Source organism: Pseudoalteromonas sp. S3431 (assembly GCF_000690035.1).
Classification (GTDB): Bacteria; Pseudomonadota; Gammaproteobacteria; order Enterobacterales; family Alteromonadaceae; genus Pseudoalteromonas; species Pseudoalteromonas fuliginea.
Map to the genome: position 1 here is coordinate 43549 of NZ_JJNY01000059.1, position 22486 is coordinate 66034.

At 37.3% G+C, this 22486-nt stretch carries 17 protein-coding genes and 1 other RNA gene; 13 read left to right on the forward strand and 5 right to left on the reverse strand.

Annotated features, from left to right (window positions below; translation table 11 throughout):
* The first annotated feature begins 63 nt into the window (after window positions 1–63).
* The 4 genes from DO88_RS04905 to DO88_RS04890 all read left to right on the forward strand — a co-directional run bounded on the left by DO88_RS04905 (window position 64) and on the right by DO88_RS04890 (window position 4005).
* Window positions 64–369 (forward strand): STAS domain-containing protein, encoded by a 306-nt coding sequence (locus tag DO88_RS04905; RefSeq protein WP_007378350.1) that lies wholly within the window; start codon window positions 64–66, stop codon window positions 367–369.
* A complete protein-coding gene (locus DO88_RS04900) occupies window positions 369–2018 on the forward strand; it encodes a fused response regulator/phosphatase (RefSeq protein WP_007378349.1) in 1650 nt (549 codons plus the stop codon). Before DO88_RS04905 ends, DO88_RS04900 begins: the two co-directional genes overlap by 1 nt.
* Window positions 2019–2074: 56 nt before the next feature.
* Window positions 2075–2734, forward strand: a complete 660-nt coding sequence (locus DO88_RS04895) for a GAF domain-containing protein (protein ID WP_008135709.1) — start codon at window positions 2075–2077, stop codon at window positions 2732–2734.
* 80 nt (window positions 2735–2814) lie between these two features.
* Window positions 2815–4005: an amino acid aminotransferase gene (locus tag DO88_RS04890; RefSeq protein ID WP_033040268.1), complete on the forward strand. Its 1191-nt coding sequence runs from the start codon at window positions 2815–2817 to the stop codon at window positions 4003–4005.
* An 80-nt stretch (window positions 4006–4085) separates the two neighbouring features.
* Here the strand turns inward: DO88_RS04890 and DO88_RS04885 are convergent, their stop codons facing one another.
* Window positions 4086–5291, reverse strand: a complete 1206-nt coding sequence (locus DO88_RS04885; RefSeq protein ID WP_084166033.1) for an aromatic amino acid transport family protein — start codon at window positions 5289–5291, stop codon at window positions 4086–4088.
* Window positions 5292–5506: 215 nt separating this feature from the next.
* On the opposite strand from DO88_RS04885, the gene DO88_RS04880 reads away from it, so the two are divergent.
* Complete coding sequence (locus DO88_RS04880; RefSeq protein WP_033016020.1) at window positions 5507–6388, forward strand: DMT family transporter; 882 nt, start codon at window positions 5507–5509, stop codon at window positions 6386–6388.
* A gap of 31 nt (window positions 6389–6419) precedes the next feature.
* On the opposite strand, the gene DO88_RS04875 is transcribed toward DO88_RS04880, so the two are convergent.
* Window positions 6420–7298: a flagellar protein MotY gene (locus DO88_RS04875; RefSeq protein ID WP_007379022.1), complete on the reverse strand. Its 879-nt coding sequence runs from the start codon at window positions 7296–7298 to the stop codon at window positions 6420–6422.
* A gap of 207 nt (window positions 7299–7505) precedes the next feature.
* Here DO88_RS04875 and rnt point away from each other — a divergent pair, with 207 nt between their 5' ends.
* Window positions 7506–8198, forward strand: a complete 693-nt coding sequence (gene rnt / locus DO88_RS04870) for a ribonuclease T (protein ID WP_008137071.1) — start codon at window positions 7506–7508, stop codon at window positions 8196–8198.
* Here rnt and DO88_RS04865 read toward each other — a convergent pair.
* Window positions 8182–9807 carry a DUF342 domain-containing protein gene (locus tag DO88_RS04865; RefSeq protein ID WP_007379024.1) on the reverse strand — a complete coding sequence of 542 codons (1626 nt, stop codon included), beginning with the start codon at window positions 9805–9807 and terminating at the stop codon, window positions 8182–8184. The genes rnt and DO88_RS04865 overlap by 17 nt on opposite strands.
* A gap of 553 nt (window positions 9808–10360) precedes the next feature.
* Here DO88_RS04865 and ssrA point away from each other — a divergent pair.
* The 6 genes from ssrA (at window position 10361) to DO88_RS04840 (ending at window position 20054) form a co-directional block, all read left to right on the forward strand.
* Window positions 10361–10717: a transfer-messenger RNA gene (ssrA, locus tag DO88_RS18810) on the forward strand.
* A 510-nt stretch (window positions 10718–11227) separates the two neighbouring features.
* Window positions 11228–11812 (forward strand): hypothetical protein, encoded by a 585-nt coding sequence (locus DO88_RS04860; RefSeq protein WP_033040271.1) that lies wholly within the window; start codon window positions 11228–11230, stop codon window positions 11810–11812.
* A 5-nt stretch (window positions 11813–11817) separates the two neighbouring features.
* On the forward strand, window positions 11818–14550 hold the full coding sequence (locus DO88_RS04855; protein ID WP_033040273.1) for a hypothetical protein: 2733 nt from the start codon (window positions 11818–11820) through the stop codon (window positions 14548–14550).
* Window positions 14543–17095: an antiviral RADAR system adenosine deaminase RdrB gene (gene rdrB, locus DO88_RS04850; RefSeq protein ID WP_050482457.1), complete on the forward strand. Its 2553-nt coding sequence runs from the start codon at window positions 14543–14545 to the stop codon at window positions 17093–17095. Before DO88_RS04855 ends, rdrB begins: the two co-directional genes overlap by 8 nt.
* Window positions 17096–17116: 21 nt before the next feature.
* Entirely contained in the window at window positions 17117–17941 is an 825-nt protein-coding gene (locus tag DO88_RS04845; RefSeq protein WP_033040276.1) for a hypothetical protein, read from the forward strand.
* A gap of 574 nt (window positions 17942–18515) precedes the next feature.
* Window positions 18516–20054: a DUF2235 domain-containing protein gene (locus DO88_RS04840; RefSeq protein WP_033028235.1), complete on the forward strand. Its 1539-nt coding sequence runs from the start codon at window positions 18516–18518 to the stop codon at window positions 20052–20054.
* 11 nt (window positions 20055–20065) lie between these two features.
* Here the strand turns inward: DO88_RS04840 and DO88_RS04835 are convergent, their stop codons facing one another.
* Both DO88_RS04835 and DO88_RS04830 read right to left on the reverse strand, forming a co-directional pair.
* Entirely contained in the window at window positions 20066–20380 is a 315-nt protein-coding gene (locus tag DO88_RS04835; RefSeq protein WP_007377712.1) for a hypothetical protein, read from the reverse strand.
* Window positions 20381–20393: 13 nt separating this feature from the next.
* On the reverse strand, window positions 20394–21359 hold the full coding sequence (locus DO88_RS04830; protein WP_033040278.1) for a YHYH protein: 966 nt from the start codon (window positions 21357–21359) through the stop codon (window positions 20394–20396).
* A 218-nt stretch (window positions 21360–21577) separates the two neighbouring features.
* Between DO88_RS04830 and DO88_RS04825 the strand changes: the two genes are divergently transcribed.
* Window positions 21578–22339, forward strand: a complete 762-nt coding sequence (locus tag DO88_RS04825) for a sulfite exporter TauE/SafE family protein (protein ID WP_033040281.1) — start codon at window positions 21578–21580, stop codon at window positions 22337–22339.
* Window positions 22340–22486: the final 147 nt, after the last annotated feature.

Genomic DNA, 22486 nt, shown 5'->3' on the forward strand with positions numbered 1-22486 from the left:
TTTTTGCTAATTAGTTTTAACAGGTTATATTTAGTTTAAAGGAAATATTATTGGAACCCATATATGAACTTAACTAAGAGCACATCAGCAGATGGAACGACCTTAACAATACAAATTAAGGGTAAGTTTGACTTTAATTTAGTGCAATCTTTTCGACAAGCTTACGCTCAAATAAATGCAAATATAGTAAAAGTAATTGTTGATTTAAGAGAAACAGAGTACATGGATAGCTCGGCATTAGGCATGTTACTTAATATGAAAAAAACAATAGAAAGCCAAGTAGGTACAATTGAGATAAGTAATTGTCAGCCACAGTTACGAAAAATATTACAAATTTCGCGCTTTGATAAAAAGTTTGATATTTGCTGATGATCCATGTGCTTATTGTTGATGATCAGGCGCTTAACCGAATCTTATTAAGTAAGATGCTTGAGGAGGACGGCTACAAAATATCGATGGCGTATAACGGTCTTGAAGCATTAAAAGTGCTTGAAACACAAGATATAGATATTATTTTACTTGATGTAATAATGCCTGTAATGGATGGCTTTGAAGCAGCTCAAAAAATAAAACAACGCTTTGATGAAGTTTACCTACCGATTATTTTTATTACTTCTTTGGATGATCAAGGTAGTTTTGAGCGCTGTTTAGAAGTTGGCGGAGATGACTTTATTCAAAAGCCTTTTGAAAAAGTTATTTTGCATGCAAAAATTAAAGCGCACAGCCGCACTCGCCAACTGAGTAAAAAAGCCAATCAACAAAAAGAACTTCTTCAATATCATCACAACCAAAACGAAAGAGAGCATGAGATTATTGAACATATTTTTAATAACTCACTCGAAAATCAAGATAAATTTAAAGACCACCTCGATTTCAACCTATCACCTGCATCTATGTTTAATGGAGACATGTTTTTAGTTGCACAAAGCCCCATTGGTAACCTTTACTGTATGCTTGGCGATTTTACGGGGCATGGTTTAGCTGCTGCTATTGGTGCATTACCTGCCTCGCGTGCCTTTTATAGAATGGTAAGTAAAGGTATGGCTGTGAACGACGTCGCCTCTGAAATTAATACGTTACTTTATAACTTACTACCTGGTCATATGTTTTGTGCGGCAACAATTATAGAGCTTAGTTCTTCTGGGAAAAGCATATCGGCATGGTTAGGCGGATTACCAGATGCGTATTTAATTGATCAAAATGGTGATGTTAAGCAAGTTCTTGAATCTCAACATATGGCATTAGGTATTTTAGATGAAGATGAGTTTGAGCACGAAGTTATTCATTTTGAAACAGATCATGAAACTCGTTTAGCATTTGCAACAGATGGGATTATAGAAACAACTAATAAAAATGATGTTTTTTTTGGTGAAGAACGCTTTTTAGAAACGTTAAAAAGCAAACCCATGGTTAGCTGTGAAAACATAGTTGGATATGTGAGTGAGTTTGCGGATGGGAGCGAGCAACAAGATGATGTCAGTATTGTTTTACTTAATTGTTTGCCTCTTGCTTCGCAAGAGCAGGTTAGAGAGACGTTTTCAACGTTAGCATTTAATTTGTCGCTAAGTTTAAATGCTAAGCAAATAAAGCAAACCGATCCCGTATACGATTTAGTTAATATTTTAAGCGGGGTAGGCGGATTAAAAGATCATCGTTCAAATATATTTTTATTACTTTCTGAAGCTTATAATAATTCACTTGACCATGGCGTATTGGGTTTAGACTCAAACATTAAACTACAAGAAGATGGTTTTTTTAAATACTATGAGATGAGAGAAAAAGCCCTCGCAGCGTTGTCAGATGCGATGATTATTATAGATATGCGTTATTGCCCAGATACATTAAGTTTATATTTTATTATTTGCGACTCGGGTCGAGGTTTTAATCGTGGTGAAAGTGCACTTTCTGCGACGAATAGTGAATTTGGCCGAGGTTTGTCATTACTTAAAGAGATAGCCGAGAAAGTAACTTACAATGCCAGTGGTAATCAGGTAGAAATGTGTTACAAGTTGAGCTAGCTCTGTAAAAATATCCATGCTATTATCCTGAAAACTTTAGATGTATGGATGGCTAAATGATTTCTTCTTACCTAAAACAAGCACAACTAAGTGCAAATCCTACTTTGATTTCAACAGAGCTTGAAAAGCTTGAGTTGCATCTTACAAACACAATTTTGCCTGATGTGCGTTGGGAGTATCAAATACCTGAGCTTGGCGAGGGCGGTGCGTGTAGTTTATTTGGTTACCTACAAGATGAGCCATTCAAATTAACTGACTACCTTAAAAGTGATGAGCAAACACAGTTTAAGCTAGCTAGTCTACAAAGTATTGTAAGCTATATTGAGCAGCAAACAGGTGTCGACTGGTATGGTATTTATCAATCAACCAATACCAGTGAAGGTAAGCAATTACTCAAATTGGCTTATCATGGGGTGCCAAGTCGTCCGTTGTTTCCATTAACAGAAGCTTTTGCTGCTGGTAGCAACAATGTACAGGTAGCGTTATCTCACCATGGTCGTATTATCAATAACGTCGAGGCGTATTTATCACAAGGTGGTGAATACTACACATGCGACCCTAAAGTTAAATCAGAAACCTGCTTACCTCTATTTAACGCGCAAAATGAATGCGTTGGGATTATAGATGCAGAAGCCTTTAAAAATGACTTTTTTGATGACAAGACACTTGCCGTTTTAATTGCGTGTTGTATTAAAATTCCTCACTTTCTAGTGTAAATAACACTAGTCAATGTGATGTGCTTTTATGTTAAGCTTAGGCTAACAGCTAACCCCTAAATAACGATAAGAGATAGCCAATGTTCTCAGTATTAAAACCATTACCAACAGATCCTATTCTTGGCCTTATGGCGGCCTATAAACAAGATACAAACCCTAATAAAATTGATTTAGGGGTAGGTGTCTACAAAGATGAGCAAGGCAATACACCGGTTCTTAAAGCGGTTAAAAAAGCTGAAGCGTTTCGTCTTGAAAACGAAATGAGCAAATCTTACATTGGTTTAGCGGGTAACTTAGATTACTGCCAAAAAATGGAGCAGTTACTATTAGGTGAGCATCAAGTATTACTAGCTAACCGCGTACGTACCGCGCAAGCTCCTGGTGGTACGGGTGCACTTCGTGTTGCAGCTGAATTTATTAAGCGTTGTAATACAGACGCGACTGTTTGGGTAACTAATCCAACATGGGCTAACCATATTAGCTTGTTTGAAGCGGCAGGCTTAACAGTAAAAGAATACCCGTATTACGATTACGAAAATAAAGACTTACTGTTTGATGAAATGATCAACACACTTAAACAAGTGCCTAAAGGTGATGTGGTTTTAGTGCATGCATGTTGTCATAACCCAAGCGGTATGGACTTAAACGAAACACAGTGGAACACAGTTGCTGAACTTGCAAAAGAAGTTGGCTTTACACCACTTGTTGATATTGCATATCAAGGCTTTGGTGCTTCACTTGAAGAAGATGCACGTGGCTTACGTATTTTAGCTGATGCAGTAGAAGAGCTAATTATTTGTTCTTCATGTTCTAAAAACTTTGGCTTATACCGCGAGCGTATTGGTGCATGTTCACTAGTTGCAAAAGACAGCGCAACAGCAGATATTTCCAACTCTGTAATGCTAAGCGTTGTGCGTAGTATTTACTCAATGCCGCCAGCACACGGTGCTGATATTGTTAATACTATTTTAAGCAGTACAGAGCTTACACAATTATGGCACTCTGAGCTTGATGAAATGCGTAGCCGCATAAACGGTTTACGTAGCTTAATTAAACAAAGCTTAGCAACTAAAGATATTGCGCAAGACTTCTCATTTATTGAACGTCAAAACGGTATGTTTTCTTTCTTAGGTATTAATAAAGAGCAAATTGCTCGCCTACAAAAAGAATACGGTATTTACATTGTTGGTTCAAGCCGCGTAAATGTTGCGGGTATTAGCCAGTCAAATATTGAATACTTTTCAAATGCTGTAGCTGACGTTTGTAAATAAACGCAGTTAATATAAAAAACCGCACATCATAATGATGTGCGGTTTTTTATTATCTAAATTTAAACAAAAAGCAGTAACCTTTAACCGATAACAGGAATAAGCCCCGCCATTTGCATAAACTGCGCAGTAATAATAGTAACTCCGCACACTGCTGCAATTCCAAGTCCTACATTTCCGCTACGGACTTTATAACCCGCTTTGACTGAAGAAGAACGGCGTTGTTTATAAACCATTGCCACGGGTAAAAATACAGCAAGAACAACAAGTGCAATTGCCGCATAACCTAAAGCCATAATAAAGCCTTGAGGATAGAATAATGCAAAGCCAAGTGGTGGCATAAACGTAATTAAGGCTGTTTTAATTCGGTCTGTTTTATTGTCACCTTTTTTAAATGCATCGGCAAAAAAGTCGAATAAACCTAAACTCACCCCTAAAAATGATGTTGCAAGGGCTAAATCAGCAAATAACTTAACGGCGGTCGCTACGCTTGGATTATGCGCAATACCTGCCACGCTAGATACAAACCCATTAAGGCCTTGGCTGTTGAGTAAATCAGTTTGGCTCATAATACCTTGGCTCAGTAATTGCCAAAAAATATAAATCACCAAGGGCAGAGCAGCACCCGCGATCATTACTTTGCGCAGTACTTTTATTTCAAGGCCTACGTATTTAACAATAGAAGGAATAGAGCCATGAAAGCCAAATGAGGTAAATATAACGGGGATCGCTGACAATATTAAGCCTTGTTCTACTGGCATCTCTAATAAGTGCTTACCTTGAACGTAGGGCGTTAACATATAGAACAAGCTAGCAAGTACAATGATTTTTATTGTAAATAACACCCTGTTTAATTTATCTACTTTACTGGTGCCTAGTGTTACAACGCTCGCAATTATGACCGCCAATACAATTGAACCAAGTTGTGGTGCTATATTCACACTTAAACCTATATTTATACGCTCTTGGAGCTGTGCTCCGCCACCTGCAATATAAGCGGCACAAAGTGCATAAAATAAGAAAATCATTGAAAAATTAGCCACATACTGCCCGCGTTTTCCAAGCCAAAGTTTAGCTAAAGTATTTAAAGTAGCATCACGTGGTGCGTACTGATGAAGCTCTAACATAAGCAACGCTGTGTAAGTCATTAACATCCAGCTCGCGACTATTAGCACTAATGCGGTATTAAAACCAAGACCGGCAGAAGCAATCGGTAATGCTAGCATTCCGGCACCAATAGTGGTTCCTGCAACAATTAACATGCTCCCTATTGTTTTATTTTTAAGCACTTAATTACCTTAATTATTATTAATATACATGCACGATATAACTAGTTACCTAAAACTCAAATAGTTTTATAATAAAACGCTGCAATTAAAATGTAACTTACAATTTACAGCTGTATTTATTAAGGCGTTTAGTGTTTAAAAAGTACTAAAACACAGTAGTGAGCGTATAATTTATTCTTTAATATATTCATTTATAAAAAGCATAGGGATGGCACGTGCCTGTTAAAGCCTCGTATTTTTTAATGGTTCTCATATGGTCTACAACGCCGCTAGGGATAGTGTGGAGCAGCGAAAGCGTATCGCCAACACTTGCAGTCCTCATGCGTATGCTTGTGGGATTGTTTATAGGCGGCTTAATAGTTGCTATTACGAATATTAGAGTACCTTGGAGTAAAAATGCGTGCTTACTTTATTTTTATTCGAGCATTGGTATTTTTGGTGGCATGTTACTTAGCTATATGGCAGCTAAAACGGTTCCCTCAGGAATTATCTCACTCATGTTTGGCCTAGCGCCGATTTTGTCGGGATTACTCGCTCAGCAACTACTAAACGAACCCAAATTTAGCCCAATTAAGTTAACGGCACTGGCATGTGCATTAATCGGTTTATATTTTGTTAGTTACAATCAAGTGCAGCACTCACAAACCCAAGGTATAGGCCTACTTTATGTGTTTATGGCTGTGTGTTTTTTTAGCTTAAGTGGGGTAATGATAAAGCGAGTACAAATAGCAATTCACCCAATGGCGACCACCTTTGGTGCTTTAGTTTTTGTAACGCCACTATTTTTTATAGCGTGGTGGTTACTCGATGGAGAGTTGAATACTGCAAATTGGAGCGCAAAATCACTTTGGGCTATTGGGTATTTAGGCGTGTTTGGATCACTGATCGGTGCGCTTGCCTACTTTCATGTTTTACAAAACTTAAATGCAAGTACAGTAGCACTTACTACCTTAATTACCCCCAGTTTTGCTTTAGGGTTAGGTGCATGGCTAAATAATGAAATGCTTAGTCGAGAGTTGCTGATAGGCGCTGTTATTATTTTGATTAGTTTAGGTTTTTTTCAATTTGGAGACAAATTTTTGAAATCGACAAATTAAAAACCCAAGACTAAAAGCGCCCTCAGTGTGATCACATTTTAGCTATTTGGATAACTAAACGACGGTTTTTATTACGCCCTAAAATATTTTCGTTTGTATCCACAAAGCGTTTTTCACCTAAACCAGTTGTTTGCACTTTTGCTTCATCAACACCTAAACTAACCATGTAATCTTTAATTGATTTTGCACGTTTGCGTGAAAGGTCAAGGTTATTCCAACGTCCACCATAGCTATCGGTATACGAATCAATGCTAATGGATTCAATACTCGGATCGTTTTTTAAATACTCGGCAATCTTATCTAAACGCTGCTGCGAAGATTTAGTTAACTTACTGCTATTTGATTGATAATTCATAATGGTAAATGAAATGTCTTCAAAGCTATAAGGGAGTAATTCATCTCGACACTGTAAAAATGCCCAATACGCCTGTTTAAAATTAACACTTGAAATACCAACGGCAATTTTATCGGCACTGTTTTGCCAGTCTTGATAGTAAAAGGTAGGGTAAAAGCCCTTTTCAAGTTCGGTTAGCATCTCCCATGATGTTTTATTGTCTAGCTCACCGTCAAACTTTTTGAGTAACTTCATATTGGCAATATCGCGTGTAGGTAAGCCCGCACGCCAAGTAGGGGGGACTGCTTTTAAACCCGCTATGTCATAATTTTCAGGCCTGACAACCATATCTAAATGAAAGCTGAGATTTTTGTTTTTACTTGCTGAAGCTTTAAAAATAGCCTCTCCATAGTAAGGAACTTCATGATTTAATTGGCATTGTAGCCTTGTTGTTTTAACCACTTCCCAGTTAGAGTTATCTTGATTAGCTGTATATTGGCGCATAGCAGCATAGGCACTACTGTGGCATAGTGCGCTGGTGATACTCAGGCTAATTAATAGCAACTTAAACTTCATGGGGCATGCTCCAACACATCTTTCATGCCAATAATTTGGCAAAATACAGAGTAATTATATTTCAAGGTCAATAACACCTAGCTAGCTTAAACTTTAAAGCAAATTACATGCCTACAATTTAAGGCGCAATTAATCTAGCAATGCACTAGCCGAAAGGTACTCACTTTTGACATAATAGTGGGCTTATACCTATAAACCAAGAATACTATGGCAAATACTGAGCAAACACTTTTCGCAAAACGCTTTCGTGGCTTTTTTCCGGTTGTAATTGATGTTGAAACAGCGGGCTTCAATAAAAATACAGACGCTTTACTAGAAATTGCCGTTTCAGTTTTAAAAATGGATGACGAAGGATTGCTCAGCATAGATCATACCGTGCACTTTCATGTAGAGCCATTTGAAGGCGCAAACATAGAGCAAGCTGCAATTGAGTTTAATGGTATCGACCCCTTTTCGCCATTACGCGGCGCAGTGCCAGAAGAAGACGTTATTAAAGAAGTTTGCAAAGTGGTACGCAAAGCTCAAAAAGCAGCAGGGTGTCAACGCTCTGTTATTGTGGCGCACAACGCAGCGTTTGATCATGGCTTTTTAAATGCAGCTATAGAGCGTAATAATATAAAACGAACACCATTTCATCCCTTTGTAAGTTTTGATACAACCACTCTTGCAGGACTTGCGTTAGGGCAAACTGTATTGGCTAAAGCATGCCGCGCTGCCGGTATTGAATTTGATAACAGCCAAGCACATTCAGCACTTTATGATACCGAGCGTACCGCTGAGCTGTATTGTTTAATTGTAAATCGTTGGCAGCAACTAGGTGGTTGGCCGTTAGCGCCACTAGATGATAGTGACGCCGAAGTGGATACACAAGATGGCACCGAAACTAAAATGACTGAGTAATTTTTCCTTCATTTAGTTTTAATAAATGGGGTGGATAAATACGCGAAAACTGTTTTGAATCTTTTGCTATTTTAAGTTCTACCCCTGGGTGCATTAACTCATTCACTTTTAAGCGGCAACTTGAAAGCAATTGCGTGATTTTTCGCTTAATCAACAATTTTTGACGATTAACATGCTCTGTACGTGCTTTTATATGTTGTTCATTTTCGGTTATTTTATTCAATAACTGCTGACGCTGAGTGGGCTCTGCAACTTGTCCCGCTTTTTTACGAGCTTGTTTTAAAGCAGTTACTTTAGTTGCAAGCACTTTTTCAAAATCAGCAATCTGGATCTGCTTGTCACGAAGTTCAAACCAGTTTTGTGCTAAAAGCACACGAGTTTTTGTTCCCGCTGGTGCACCGAGTTCGCCGGTTTCAATACGCATAGCGTCTAAAATATTGCCACCAATAATTTTACCGCGAGGTTTATCTGCTTTACCAACGCGTATTAACCGCCTTGCACTCATATCACAATGCAGTGCTTGGCGTTCAATAAATAAATCTTGTTCTGTTTTTATATTACAATATTGAGCGTAGCCAATTGAAATAGTACGCAAAGCTGTAATATGGCATGTAAATGCTTCATTGTTTTCGCGTTTTCGACCAATAGCCCCCTGCATAATTGTTACTGCACTTTTGCTCTCAACAATACCTGATTCTACAAACCCTATAACGGTAATATCGCCGTTTGCTTTAACATGCATACCGTCTTTTATATCACCGCTGATTATTACGCTACCATCAAAATCGACATGGCCAGTACTTACATCAATGTTATCAAAGCATAAAACATCATCTACACGCATACCGCGAGGCAAAGCAACGGGTACACCTTTACAATCTGCAATAAGTATATCTGGGTTGTTGGGGTCTATTTTAGTCCCTTCGAAAGGTTGTAATTGGTGCTCTTTTCCTGGTGTTGCAGGAATAATTTCACCAAATATAGTGTAGCCATCTTCACCGCGAGTGGCGGGTATGCGCTGCATAAGAGGTGTACCAGGTTTTACCGTGATGATTGCGCCAAGGTTTTTCATATCAACCTTACCGCCTTGAGTTGCTTGAGGGCTAAGCACACGATCTTGGGCTGTTGAGCATAAACGAACAAATCTAGCATCTTTGCCATCTTTAGGGTTACGTCCGTGAGCAATTATTGCACTGTAAGAGCTTCCAGCTGGTTGTTCAAACTGTTGACCTAAAAAGGAATCAAGCGCGCGAGGGCTTATTCCTTTTTTAACACCGGCATCAGCCAGTGCTTTTTGCGCACCTTCCATCGATAATAATAAACCACCTTTTGTAGTGGTAATGGTTGCTTCTGCTACCATGCCTTTTTCATCGATATTAATAACAACAGTTGCATTTACAGCCTGAGCAATAATTAACGACTCTTCTTTATAATCTTTGCTTTGAGAAAAAAGTTTACCAATGTTGGCCGAAATAACGTCAAAATCACAGTAGTCAGATTGTTCTAGCAGTTCAATTAACTGCGTTGCAGTTATTGGAAAACCACTATCAACAGGGTGTGCTATTAAAGATAAGTACCCCGTTTCTTCATTAAATGAAAAAACCGACATTTATTTATTCCCTACTTAATGTGCCTGTTATTATAATTGTTATATTTTTTATTGCTTTAAGGTGCATTTTTAATCCGATCAAAAAAGCCAGCACTCTATTGGAGCACAACTAGAGTCTCGTGTTAAGTAAATGTTGTTTAACTATGCAGCTATTTATAAAAATATGATTATTTAATAGGCAGTTAGTATGAGGGCCTGCTTATTTTTTGAAGTTAAATTTGCCGAAGTGTATTTGGTTTTTATGCAAGGCAAAGCCTAAGCTGTGCGGTTGTTCCCCATAGATAGGCGATAACGTAGCATAAATGCCAAACACGCTGCCCTTTGGGCTCGCTCCAAGGGCTATTTACTCATTGTTGCTCGATTTTTACTTAGCCTACTACCTACTGCTAGGCTACAAACCTCGCGCCGCAATTAAATCACCTCTATATAGAACAAATTTCAACCTAAAAGGTCAGCGAGTCCTAACAGATAAAATAAAAGCGAGTTAGTTCTTGAGTATCAGCGCCTTACTCAGTTATACTGCTCGCACGCTCTGAATGAGTTTACTGATTCAGGGGCTGATTAGGATTCGACGGAATTCAAGACGCCCAAGGTGCATGTCGAGGTGCGGTTTGCCTCGTTAAACAGCCGCAACCTAAAGTAATCGCAAACGACGATAACTACTCTCTAGCAGCTTAGGCTAGCTAGCGCTCCTTCCATGTATTCTTGTGGACTGGATTTTGGAGTGTCACCCTAACACCTGATCGCGACGGAAACCCTGGCCGGGGTTGAAGCGTTAAAACTAAGCGGCCTCGCCTTTATCTATCGTGTTCGTCCGAGATTTAAAGGTTAATTAAATGACGATACTAAACATGTAGTACCGACGGTTGAGGCTTTTCGGACGGGGGTTCAAATCCCCCCAGCTCCACCAATAAAGGTTTTTGAACTCGTTATTCGAAAACCATAAAAAACCCGCAAATTTGTTAATCCAAATTTGCGGGTTTTTTTATGCTTATAATTTAATTAAAGCAATTGATTTGTTTTCTAGTCTCAGGAGTTAATAATACGATATTGCATGACGGCTTAAAATTAACGGCTTTAGATAGTTAATTTATTAGATAGTAACCAAAAATATCTATATCACACAGTTGCAATTGGCAGGTTAATTAAACTTTTTAATATTAAGAAAGTGCATTATTCAATATAAATCGTGCCAATCACCTCAAAGCCTTTTTGCCTTAACAGCTAAATTTATATAATATCATTTGTTAAATAACGGATTAGCTGAGCCTTACAAAAAATGGAATTATATGTCACTCCCTAACAGACCAAAATCCCTCCATAATTTAGACTTAAAAATCAAGCATGTATTTGAAGGAAAAGCATTCAATTGCGATTACTGCTTCAAAGGTTAAATCTACTTACTTTTAGGATGAAATGTATGGCGTTAACAGATGCTGTTATTAACAAAAATGATAAACGACATAATAGCGGTCCTATAGATGACGATGTAGCTATAGATGAAATTGACTTTTATATTGCTGAATACACTAAAAGGGTGACTAATTTCGCAGCTAAAAAAAAGATTAATGAAAGGTTTACGTTTGTATCGCTTGTAATTGTCTTGCTATCAGCTGGTTTAATCTACTCACCATTCTTATTTGGTATTGATGTTTTAGAGTATGGCTACTCAAGGTTGATTGTCAGTTTGTTTTTCAGTATTGCAGGTATGATTTTATTTGTTAGCTACTTGGTTAATAGACTTAAAGGCTATACCAGAGCATGGAGCAGAAACCGCCTAATGAAAGAGCAACTTGAAATCTTAGCACGAGAATATCGTTTAAGTATTCGAGGCAAAAAACGCCCCACAGATCGTAAATACATAAATACCGAGCAAGAAAACATCTTATCTAAGTTATTCGAACTTGAATCAAAAAATAGAACCGAAACTCACGCAGATATAGTTGGTGATTACATCGCAGCACATGAAGGTGTGTTCAGTTGGTTTAAAGGATTAAGGAAATAATAAAAATGACAACAAAATACATATTTGATATCAGTAAGTCTGAATTTAAAGATGACTATTCTGGTGGGGAAAAGGGGGAGCTTTGGCAGGATTATGCTAAAGAGCAGTTACTACTCAATTTAAAGAGTATTTTAAGTGATGCTAAAGAGTATGCAAGGTTTCGAAACTCTGAAGGTGATTTAAGAGATAGCAGTGATGAAACATGGTTATCTCACAATGCAATTCTAGTAACAAGTCAGCGTGGTTCGGGCAAAACTGTATTTCTACGTAATAGTAAATCTATGTGGGCTGAAAGTAAGAATGAGACAAGCGAGCTGTTCTTTCTAAAAGTCATTGACCCCACTATGCTGATGGCTAATGATTCCTTTGCTAATGTTATTGTCGCTCAGATATATGATGCTGTAAGTAAAAGGCTTAGTAAATTAACTTGCTGCGATGATAAAAGCAAAAGAGATCGGGACACATTCCATCGTTATTTAAAAAAGCTTGCTGACTCAATGGGAAAAACATCTGAGTTTAATGGCTCAGTCGGGATAGATAAGATTTTGAAATATAGCTCAGGTATTCATTTAGAAGCTAACTTTCATAACTTTGTTGAGTCGGCAATTGAGATCTTAGGGTGTAAAGCAATTGCGGTATTAATTGATGATGTTGATATGGCTTTAGATAAAGCTTTTGAGGTTGTGGATGATGTCCGGCGTTTTTTAGGTTGTCCCTATATTATTCCAGTAGTAAGTGGTGAATTAAAACTCTTTGAACATATGACACAAAATCACTTTGATGAAAAAGCATATGATAACAAATGTGATAACCATCGACTCCGGGAAGCGGGACAGGAAATGAGTGAGGAGTTAACTGACGCCTATTTAACCAAGGTTTTTCCTGCACCCATGCGAATTTCTTTGTTTTCTGTAGACCGTTTGTTGGCGCAAATGACTATTGTAGATCAAGATAAAAAACATATGTCTTTTTATGAGTACCGAGAAAGTATTTTTAACCAGTTCTATCATTTAAGACATAATGCTGAAGCCCGCCGAAACTGGCCTGAACTTTCTTCTGCACGAGAATTTACGCAATTAGTGCGCACCTTAAGGCCTGAATACCTTAACCAGCATAACTTAACTATTTCAGGGGAAATAGCACTTTATAACCGTTTAAAGAACTGGGCAATACAAAAGAAAAGTGGTGAAGTATTGGCGCTTGCCGAGACTGTTATAACTTTACTTCAGAATACTCATAAGTATTTTGATATCACTGAGCTATTAGTATTCAATATTAAGGCGCAAATAGATGCAAATCTTTATCATTGGGCTGAATTTGAGGCTATTCAAAGTCAGGAGGAGTCATTAAGCTTTAAATCAGATAGCGGTAATAATTTAAAAACACTAAAAAGCGTATTTAAAGGTGATGATCGGTGTTTACAGTCAATGCCCCCACTTGAATTTATCTATCAAGGTTTGTTTATAGCTCAATATAGAGAAGATAAAGAAAGTACAATAGAGTTATCTGTTGATAATCTAGGCAGTATAAGTTCTTCATGGATATATAAAAAATCTTTGAACGGTAATGGCGAAATGCCAAATAATTACCGTATAGATACTATATTGAAAGATATATATACAGAGTCTAAGATTTATTCGACGCTAAATAATGAACGTCAGTTTATATTTTTTAGCCGAGCATTTGAATTGATTTTGCTCTCATTTTTCCAGCCAAAGGACGACATTGCTCAAGTCGAAAGCATATATCAAATACTTTCGCGCAAACCATTTTATAGCTTAATTAAATTGACTGAAACTAAAGTTGCTGTTGAAGGTGAGGCTGAGTCGAACTCCAACTCTAAAGGTACTCAAGCGGACACAACAAGTACGACTTCTATAGCATTATTTAGCCTGATTGTTGAGTGGCAAAAAGAACATGCTTATCTTTTGCATAATAGTTCAAAAACGCAATACATAGCTGTTTTCTCATACGCTTTTAATGGTGTATTTACTGCGCTAAATATCATAAAAGGGAATTTATCGAGTAAGCACGACGATGAGTATTTAACAGATATGATATTGAGGTTTAAGTATAATTTATTAAATGCAATTGTTAGGGCTGGAATATATGGGGAGGCAATACAAGCAAATGTATTAGTTGGTGCTAAGACTAGTACAGTTCGAACTATAACTGGTACAGACACTCCTGAACGAACATACACTCGAAATTATAAAAAATTAGATGAGCAAATTAAAAATGCTAAGTTGACAAATGAGACAGAGCTGGAAGCGAAATTAGAACTAGTAAAAAACTTACATGATGCAGTATCAACACACCCAGTTTTTTCTATATTCATGGACGCGGACAGTAATGTAAAAACTATGATGAAGGTAGGTTCAGGAGGGGAAACAGAGCCTTTACCTCTTTTATTATTTCGTGATGCGCATGACGAGGAATTATACCAAGCGAGAGTGCTTCGAGAATATATTGGTAGCTCTTATAGGTCAGTTGCGTTCTTTCTCCAATTTCTTGACCCTAGAGTAAAAAATACAGATACGATTAAGAGGCGCTTAGAAGCGGTTTTTAATGAACATACAGTGCCACGCCTTGTTATTCGTAGACTATCTAGGCTTAAGCTAGTCATAAAAGATCAAGAAAAAAATATTTTTGATAACCAAAATTTCCACCAGATTGAGCCTGAAAAAGTACGTAACTTATTAATAGCTCTATCTCTGTTAGATATTTCTCATGATTAAAGTTACTGACTTAAGCATAACATCAGCCGTTTACTTATCTTCTGATAGATTGTTGTTTGCTAGTTCTAAAAATAACGATAGTAGTGTAAACAAAAAATATTTATTGAAGCAGCAATTGATCAAAGCAATTATGGATTATCAACCTTATATCCAACGTAAACTTCGTACTGATGATATTAGTGCTATGTTGAATAGCTTTGGTTTATTGGAAGAGAGTTTTAATGAAAAAAAGTTACTCTCTGAACTCGCTAAGGAGTTTTTATGTTGGCATGGCAATTGTTTTATTGTTAAACCTGAAAAGTTAAGTCAGTGGCTTGAGTTACAGACATTATGCGATGGTAGTTGGGTAATTGCCCAAGCTTATGCTGATTTAATAAATGATGACGATTTTGACGCACTCGAGGTTTCACATTGTATTGAACTGCATCAATGCCCATTTGCATTACCTAAAAATGCTAAACAAATTGCTGATAATCATGTACACCTCGGAGGGCACGGCTCTTTAAGTCCAAGCTTATTGAGTTTCTGTTTATATGGAGCTAAAACAAAAAAAGGCTTTAGTTGGCCTACACGCCCTGAATATACCGTTTGTGAAAGTGGATTATTAGAAAAAAATGATTTAGCAATTCAATGTGCTCTTATTGCCGATGAACTTGTGGGTCAAATTCTTGAAAGCTTGGAAAAACCAATCACTTTCAAATGTAACTTTAATTCCACGTTAAAAGAGTTTGAATACAAGGCCATTACAGGGATAGAGTTTTCTGCAAATGAATTTTCATCGCAACAGCTTATAAGTAAAGTTACATGCGAGGGTATGCCTTTGTCTAAAGCATGGTTATTGTATTTAACAGGGTTGCTTGTAGATAAAAGAATTGTAGCAGGTGAGCTTTTACCACTTATTAGATACTGCAATATTTTGCGCAACTATATGGTTGTTGCAGGTGTTGGACTCACTCAGTTTGTTGAGTATTTTAGGTTTAAGGGTCGTCAAACAAATTTAATATCGTTTCAAGATGACGATCAACGACTTATTAGTGATATTGATAAAGCAACATTCAGAGAGTTTCGCTTTGGGCCCGCTCTTTTATTTAATAAAAATGAGACAAATTTAACTCCGGCGCATTTTGCGAAAAAATTAAAGCAACTATATCTGAGTTCACTATCAGATAATGTTCACTTTGTGGTTCATTTCACTCGAAGTGGCAAACGTGAAGACAAATTGCAAGAAGTCCTGCGTATTAAAATAAAGAATCAAGTTAACTTATTACAAGATTTTACGCATTCAATTACCTTTTCTCAGCAAGAAATCACAATATTTAGTGCTTTATTCAACAAAACAGATGTGATGGTTGATCTGCGTAAGGCTATAAGAGGCTATGATGTGGCTGGTAATGAAAATTATTTACCGATAGAAGTTTTTGCACCAGCACTAAGAAGGTTAAGAGATAGTAAGTATCCTGTGCGAGGTATTGTTTTTAATAGACAAGTTAAGCCGCATATAACTGTACATGCGGGAGAAGATTTTAGCCATTTGTTATCGGGAATGAGAGCTGTTGATGAAGCTGTCGTATTTTGCGATTTTCAAGAAAATGACAGGATAGGCCATGGTTTAGCGTTAGGTATTGAGCCTAAACAGTGGGCAAAACGTCAGCAGACGGCTTATTTAACAGTTGGAGAGCATTTAGATAATTTGGTGTGGTGCTACCATAAAGCGTTAACTGTGATTCAATCTGTTCCTAGTTTAGTTGGCGTTTTACCCCTTTTACAAGAGAAAATCCAATATTGGAGCGAGTTTTTATTTGGTGAGTCCCAAACTCCCAAGCGCTTGTATGATGCATGGTTATTAAGACGCAATTGCCCGCTTCATCTAAAAGTTTATGAACGTACAAAGTTTAATTTGACTGATATTGTAGAAGGTGACGCTATTTATAGCGGATGGGTAATAGATAGTAATGACTTTAGTAAAAGTAATATTACTAGTAAGAAAGTTAAGCTATGGGAAAAATATTTACAGGGTAATTTAGACGGTGATTACTTTTCAAAACGCGAAAAAATTGTCAGCATAGATTGTTTTTGTGATTCAAAGGTAGACACTTTTGGTTATGCCAACGGTCGCTTGTTTGATTCTATCTCCCTTCCTGAACTTGATTTATATGAAGCTATTCAAGATTGGTCTATGGAGTATTATGCAGCGAAAGGCATAATTATTGAAGCTTGCCCAACCTCAAATATTTATATTGGCCGATTTGAACACTATCATGAGCATCCGATTTTTAGATGGGACCCACCAGAACAAGATTGGCTTAAACACGGTGAAAAGTATAATAAATTTGGTTTAAGAAAAGGGGCAGTTACTGTTTGTATTAATACAGATGATGCAGCGCTAATGCCAACCACAATACAGAATGAGCACCGAGTACTGCAAAAAGCAGCAGTGGAGCATTTTAATGTGGGCGTAAATAAAGCGGAAGATTGGATAGAGCGAGTCCGCAGAAAAGGTGTAGAGATTTTTAAGGCTAATCACTTAGATTGGGTGAACAAGTAGTTATTTATTAAAGAGACTTTGATGGATCAGTTTTATGCTTTTGCTAATCAATATTACATAGAGTTTTACAGCTTAAAGGGACGTGTGAAGCGAGTTTTACCAATAGCGCTGCTAATTCTATTGCATACAGTACTCGGGGGGTACTTACTCTATTACTTTAGTAATGAGCTTGAAATATTTGAAGAGTTAAAGCCGGTTCGTGGTATTTTATTTTCTACGCTATACATAATTATTTTTGTTGTTTTAGTATGTTTTTTTGTTATAAAAATTAAGAGTGCAGTAGTCGAAGATTTTATTGATAAGTATGGTCCGAAAGGCACTAAAGATTTAAATAGGTTAAAAATCATCTGGCTTAAGGCTAATTTTCCTATTGTTCGGGAAGATTATCTGAAATATGTTAATGATGTAAAGCCTTACTTAAATAGAATGTCAGAGCATCATTGGCTTTGGACTTACAGAACCTTCGACTATTTTGGAATGATTTATAACGAAACAGCTAAACCTCGTATTTTGGCGCTTACACTCGCATTATGCTCTTTGTGTACTATATTATCGCTTCACCCCAGTGCCTCAGCAAATTTCTTTGAATTAGTATACGACATCGATCAATATGGTTGGGTGAAAGTCGCTTTTATGTTGCTAATAGCAGCTATATTTTTTGCTGAAATATGGATTGCGATAAGGTTAGTAACTGAAGTGTTGATTTTTATATTTCTTAGGTCACGATACGTGGCAAACAAATACAATGAAAAAGAAAGCTATTTTGCTATTTACCTGATTAGCGATTTAATTAAATACCATAAAATCCCAGTTAAGAAGCGTGTTTATGATCAAATGCAATCATAATTTATTTAGAAATTTTAAAAAATTATTATCGCGTTTCTTTCTAGTACGACGGGTAGCACTAGTTTGGTTTTTTGTTGTTTTTAAAATAATTTAAAAACAGTGAATTAGGTGGTGGGTTAAAATTCCATTAATAAAGGTTTTTGAACCGTTCTTCGAAAACCATAAGAAGCCCGCAAATAATAAAAATCTGCTGCTTTTTATTATCTGTAATATTTCAAAATATCTGCCAATTTTAGAGCATCATTAACAATGTGTTTTTGAACTACAGATCTTCGTTTTTAGGATTTTATTTTTGACTAATTAACGTTTGTCACTTAATACTTGAATTCAAGTAACAATAAGTAATACCAATCCGCAATAATACTTAATCAATTTGAGGGGTTAAATCTGGCGTTAACTGCGTAAAAATTTCTGATATACGACTACATCTCGATGCTGGATGCAGAGCAATGAGTGATAACAACTAAATAACGAAATTTTTGCCTTATTATCGATACGATTTTCTTAGCTCAAAATAATCTCTTAATTAAGCGAATTGATATAATAAACATTAATTGATGCAAGGAAGTTAATTATGGCTAACTTAGTAATTTGCTGTGACGGCACATGGAATAATCCTCAACAAGAAGACAATGGTGCTCCCGCACCAACCAATGTCGTCAAGCTCTACCACGCGCTAGCGAAAAAAGATAATTCAGAAGTCACACAAAAGTTGTACTACCACCCAGGTCTTGGGGGCGAAGAAACGGGGCTAAAAGATTCTATAATTGATGGAGCTTTAGGTAAAAGTATAAAAAGGCATATTTGTAGTGCTTATCATTGGTTAGCGAGTAACTACAACGAAGGCGACAAAGTATTTATTTTTGGGTTTAGCCGAGGAGCATTTACGGCGAGGAGTTTAGGTGGGCTGTTAGGGCTTGGGCTACTTGATTTTAATAAGCTTGAAAATAACAAAGCGCGGTGGGAAAAGACCCACGGACATTTTGAAAACTATAAGTCAAAACTAGAGAGGATCCCTAAGAGTTTATATATTAACAATAAAAAAAGCTTACCTATTCATTTTATAGGCGTATGGGAAACGGTGGGGGCATTGGGTATACCAAATGACATGGAGCTATTTAACTTGTTGGATAACCCTGCGTCATGGCGTTTTCACGATACTAGTTTGGGAAAACATATAAGTATTGCTAGGCACGCAATGGCAATGGATGAGAAGCGAAGTAGTTTTTGTGTTACTCGCTGGAGTGAGAATTTAGTTGATCGAGACGTTAAAGAAATGTGGTTTCCAGGCGTACATTCCGATGTCGGTGGCGGGTATTATGATACAGATTTATCAGATATTGCACTTGAGTGGATGATAAAGGAAGCGCAGGAGAGCGGTTTATTTTTTCGGGATAACATTTTAAATCAGCTTAATCCAAATCCTTGTGGCGTACTTCATAATTCATTTAAAGGAATATTTGCTAAGTTTAGATCTCGTCCGCGCAATGTGGATTGTGTGATTACAGCAAATAATGAAAATTTCCACGAGAGTGTATTTAAGCGTCAAGAAATATCGCCTATTGAACATCCTGAATATTGGCCAACAATAAAATTAGAGGTTGGGGAATCGACGGTTGTTAATGTATTTGCTAAGCAACATTGGACTCCAACGTACATTTACATGAATAAGGGTGAACGGTATATTTTTGACTCTGAAGGCGAGTGGCAAGATAGTAAAGATGAATGTGATTGGCTTGGTACAGAGGATGGAAAATTAACGGCGGGCGACATTATTCGATTTGCATCGTCTATTTTGGGAATGACTGAACGTAAATTTAAACAAGCAACGCAGAATCGCTCTACCGATTTTTGGGGAACTAAACGGGTAGAGCATATGCGATGGTTTATTGCTGTTGGGTGTATCGCAAACGATTCTGGTAAAGCGCAGGCGGTTACAAACGATGGTAGTCCGCACCCTCATCAGTATGAAGCTCTCTCACATTATCAAAAAAACTCGAAGACGTTACAGATTAGCTCCTCGGGCTATTTTTATGCTTTCCCAAATGATGTGTGGTCTTTGTACCATAATAATCAAGGCTGCATTCAACTCAGGGTAACTCGAAAGTCATAGTGGCTAAAATATTAATGTGTAGCCTGTTTACTTAACTTATAAGCAGAGCTTTGAGGAGTCACTTCATTTTTCGTCCTTTTAGTGGCTTTTTCTATTATGTTTTCGAGAGGTTGAGTACGTACACACACAAGTACATTATTCATTGCTTGGCAAGTACCGGTTGCTTTTTGATTATGTGTTGTATAGGTGCACGTTTGGTTAAGGTTTTTGTTTTCACATGCATGCCAAGGTGCGGTATTACCATGGCCTGCGTGGCTAAACGCATAAAATGAGTTGCCTAATGTAAAAGTCACAATAACCATTTTTGATATAGTTAACATTTTCATTTTGTTGTCCTTTTTATTGTGCGGTTTCGCCTTTGTAACAACCAATAAACATATTTTCTGAGACGCTTGCTGCATGGTAATGATAGCCGCGTGTGTCGTCGTAATGTCCTCTGCATTCATCTAAATCAGTTGGTTCTGTATTATTGCTCCCTAGCATGGCAAAGATCCCAAAACCATCAAATGCATAACCTACCATTGCAGCATGTCCGTCTGATTGAGCTTGCGTTTGGCTACAACCTGCTTCGCCATGATAGTGGTAGCCTTCATTAAGGTTTATGTGGCCTGCACAATCATCAAATGCGGCTATGGTATAGGCACTTAAAATGGCATCTACAGGGGCAGGAGCAGCTAACACAACTCCATTAAGCGCGATGCCTATATTTGATCTACCAACACTATTTGCTTGGTTTGCGGTTACGGGGGTTATAGGTATTAAAAATGATTGCGAGATACCACCATTTACATACTCTATTGAGCATTCTACGCAGTGGTTTTGGTATTGTTCTTTTACATTGGGCCTTGCTGCACCATCGCATGATGCATACGTATTTGTGATATTTACTTGTCCTGTGCTTTCGTCATAAAGTTGCCAGTGGCTATCATTATATAATGCGGGTAAATTTAAAATAAAATCACCGGTAATGTCATATACCTCGCCATTGCCATCAAACCAAATACCCGCTTCATCAGCATTTGAGGTAATCGTGTTTGGGCAAAAAATACCTATTTCATGATTTGCAGGTGCACCTGCAATCTCAATTTTATAGCATGACGTTTCATCGCCATTACTCAATGTACACAATTGAGTTGTTATAGCTGATACCAATGCACCACCTTCGAAATTAAAAGGGTCTACTTCTATTACTGTAGTCGTTGTTGTATTGGGTGAAGTATTATCAATAATAATCGCTTCTGTTTCAGTTGTGTCTTTGTCGTTATTGCTACCACATGCTGATAACCCAATGGCTGTTACACTCATGAAAACAAGCTTTAAAAACTCTGATTTTAGTTTTATCACGTGATTAATCCAAATAATGAAGTGGGGTATAGGGTATTTGTTAAATGTGCAAATAAAGCGCAAAAATTAAGTAACATTACACGCAGGTAAAATGGCTGTTCAGGTTGATGAAAAATAGCAGTAGACCTTGGTATATTTAATCGCCATTATTATGGCTCTATTAAAAGCATGGTTTACAGATGGATTTATTTACCACCGATCTTATTTCGCCTCTGTTGGCGAGCGTTTTTATTGTGTTAGCGGGCTTCACTTCATTTTTTTCAGCTGCATTCGGTGCCGGCGGCGGGTTGATGTTGCTTGTTGTAATGGCATCATTTATGCCAATGACGTTGGTTGTGCCTGTACATGGGCTTGTGCAATTAGGTTCGAACACAAATCGGTTATTACTCAGTTTTAAGCATATAGACAAAAAAATGTTTATTTATTTTACGCTTGGAGGGAGTGCAGGGGCTATATTATCGAGTTTTGTTATTGTCGATATTCAACTTGATGCTATGAAATTAATAGTGGGGCTTTTTGTAATTTATTTATTGTGGGGAAAAATCCCCACTGCGTTACAAAGCAGTTCGGTCGTGTGGCGTTTTTTTTCCGGCTTTGTTACCACGTTTATTTCTATGTTTGTTGGGGCAAGTGGGCCACTCGTTGGAAGTTGCTTGCACATGAGCAATTACAGCAAGCTGCGATTTACGGCGACGTTTTCTGGCATTATGTCGGTTCAACATTTATTTAAAGCGGGCGTATATGCAGCGGTTGGTTTTAGCTTTTGGCAATGGTTGCCTTTGGTTGGAGCAATGATTTTAAGTGGTGCATTAGGTACATGGTTGGGTGTTCGATTACTGCATCGTATACCGACAGAAAAATTTAAGTGTATTTTTAAATGCATATTAACATTACTGGCATTACAGCTAGCTTGGCAGGGCCTTGAGGTAATATTTAATTAACTTGAACTCTGGGCAATAAATCTATCTCAAGTAGTTATTTTAAGCGCTAACTGCGTTGAATTTACTTTGTTCTCACTGAAAGCTCTGGCTAGAGATAAATAAATTTAAATATTATTATGGTTCAATATGTAATACCAATCCCTTAAC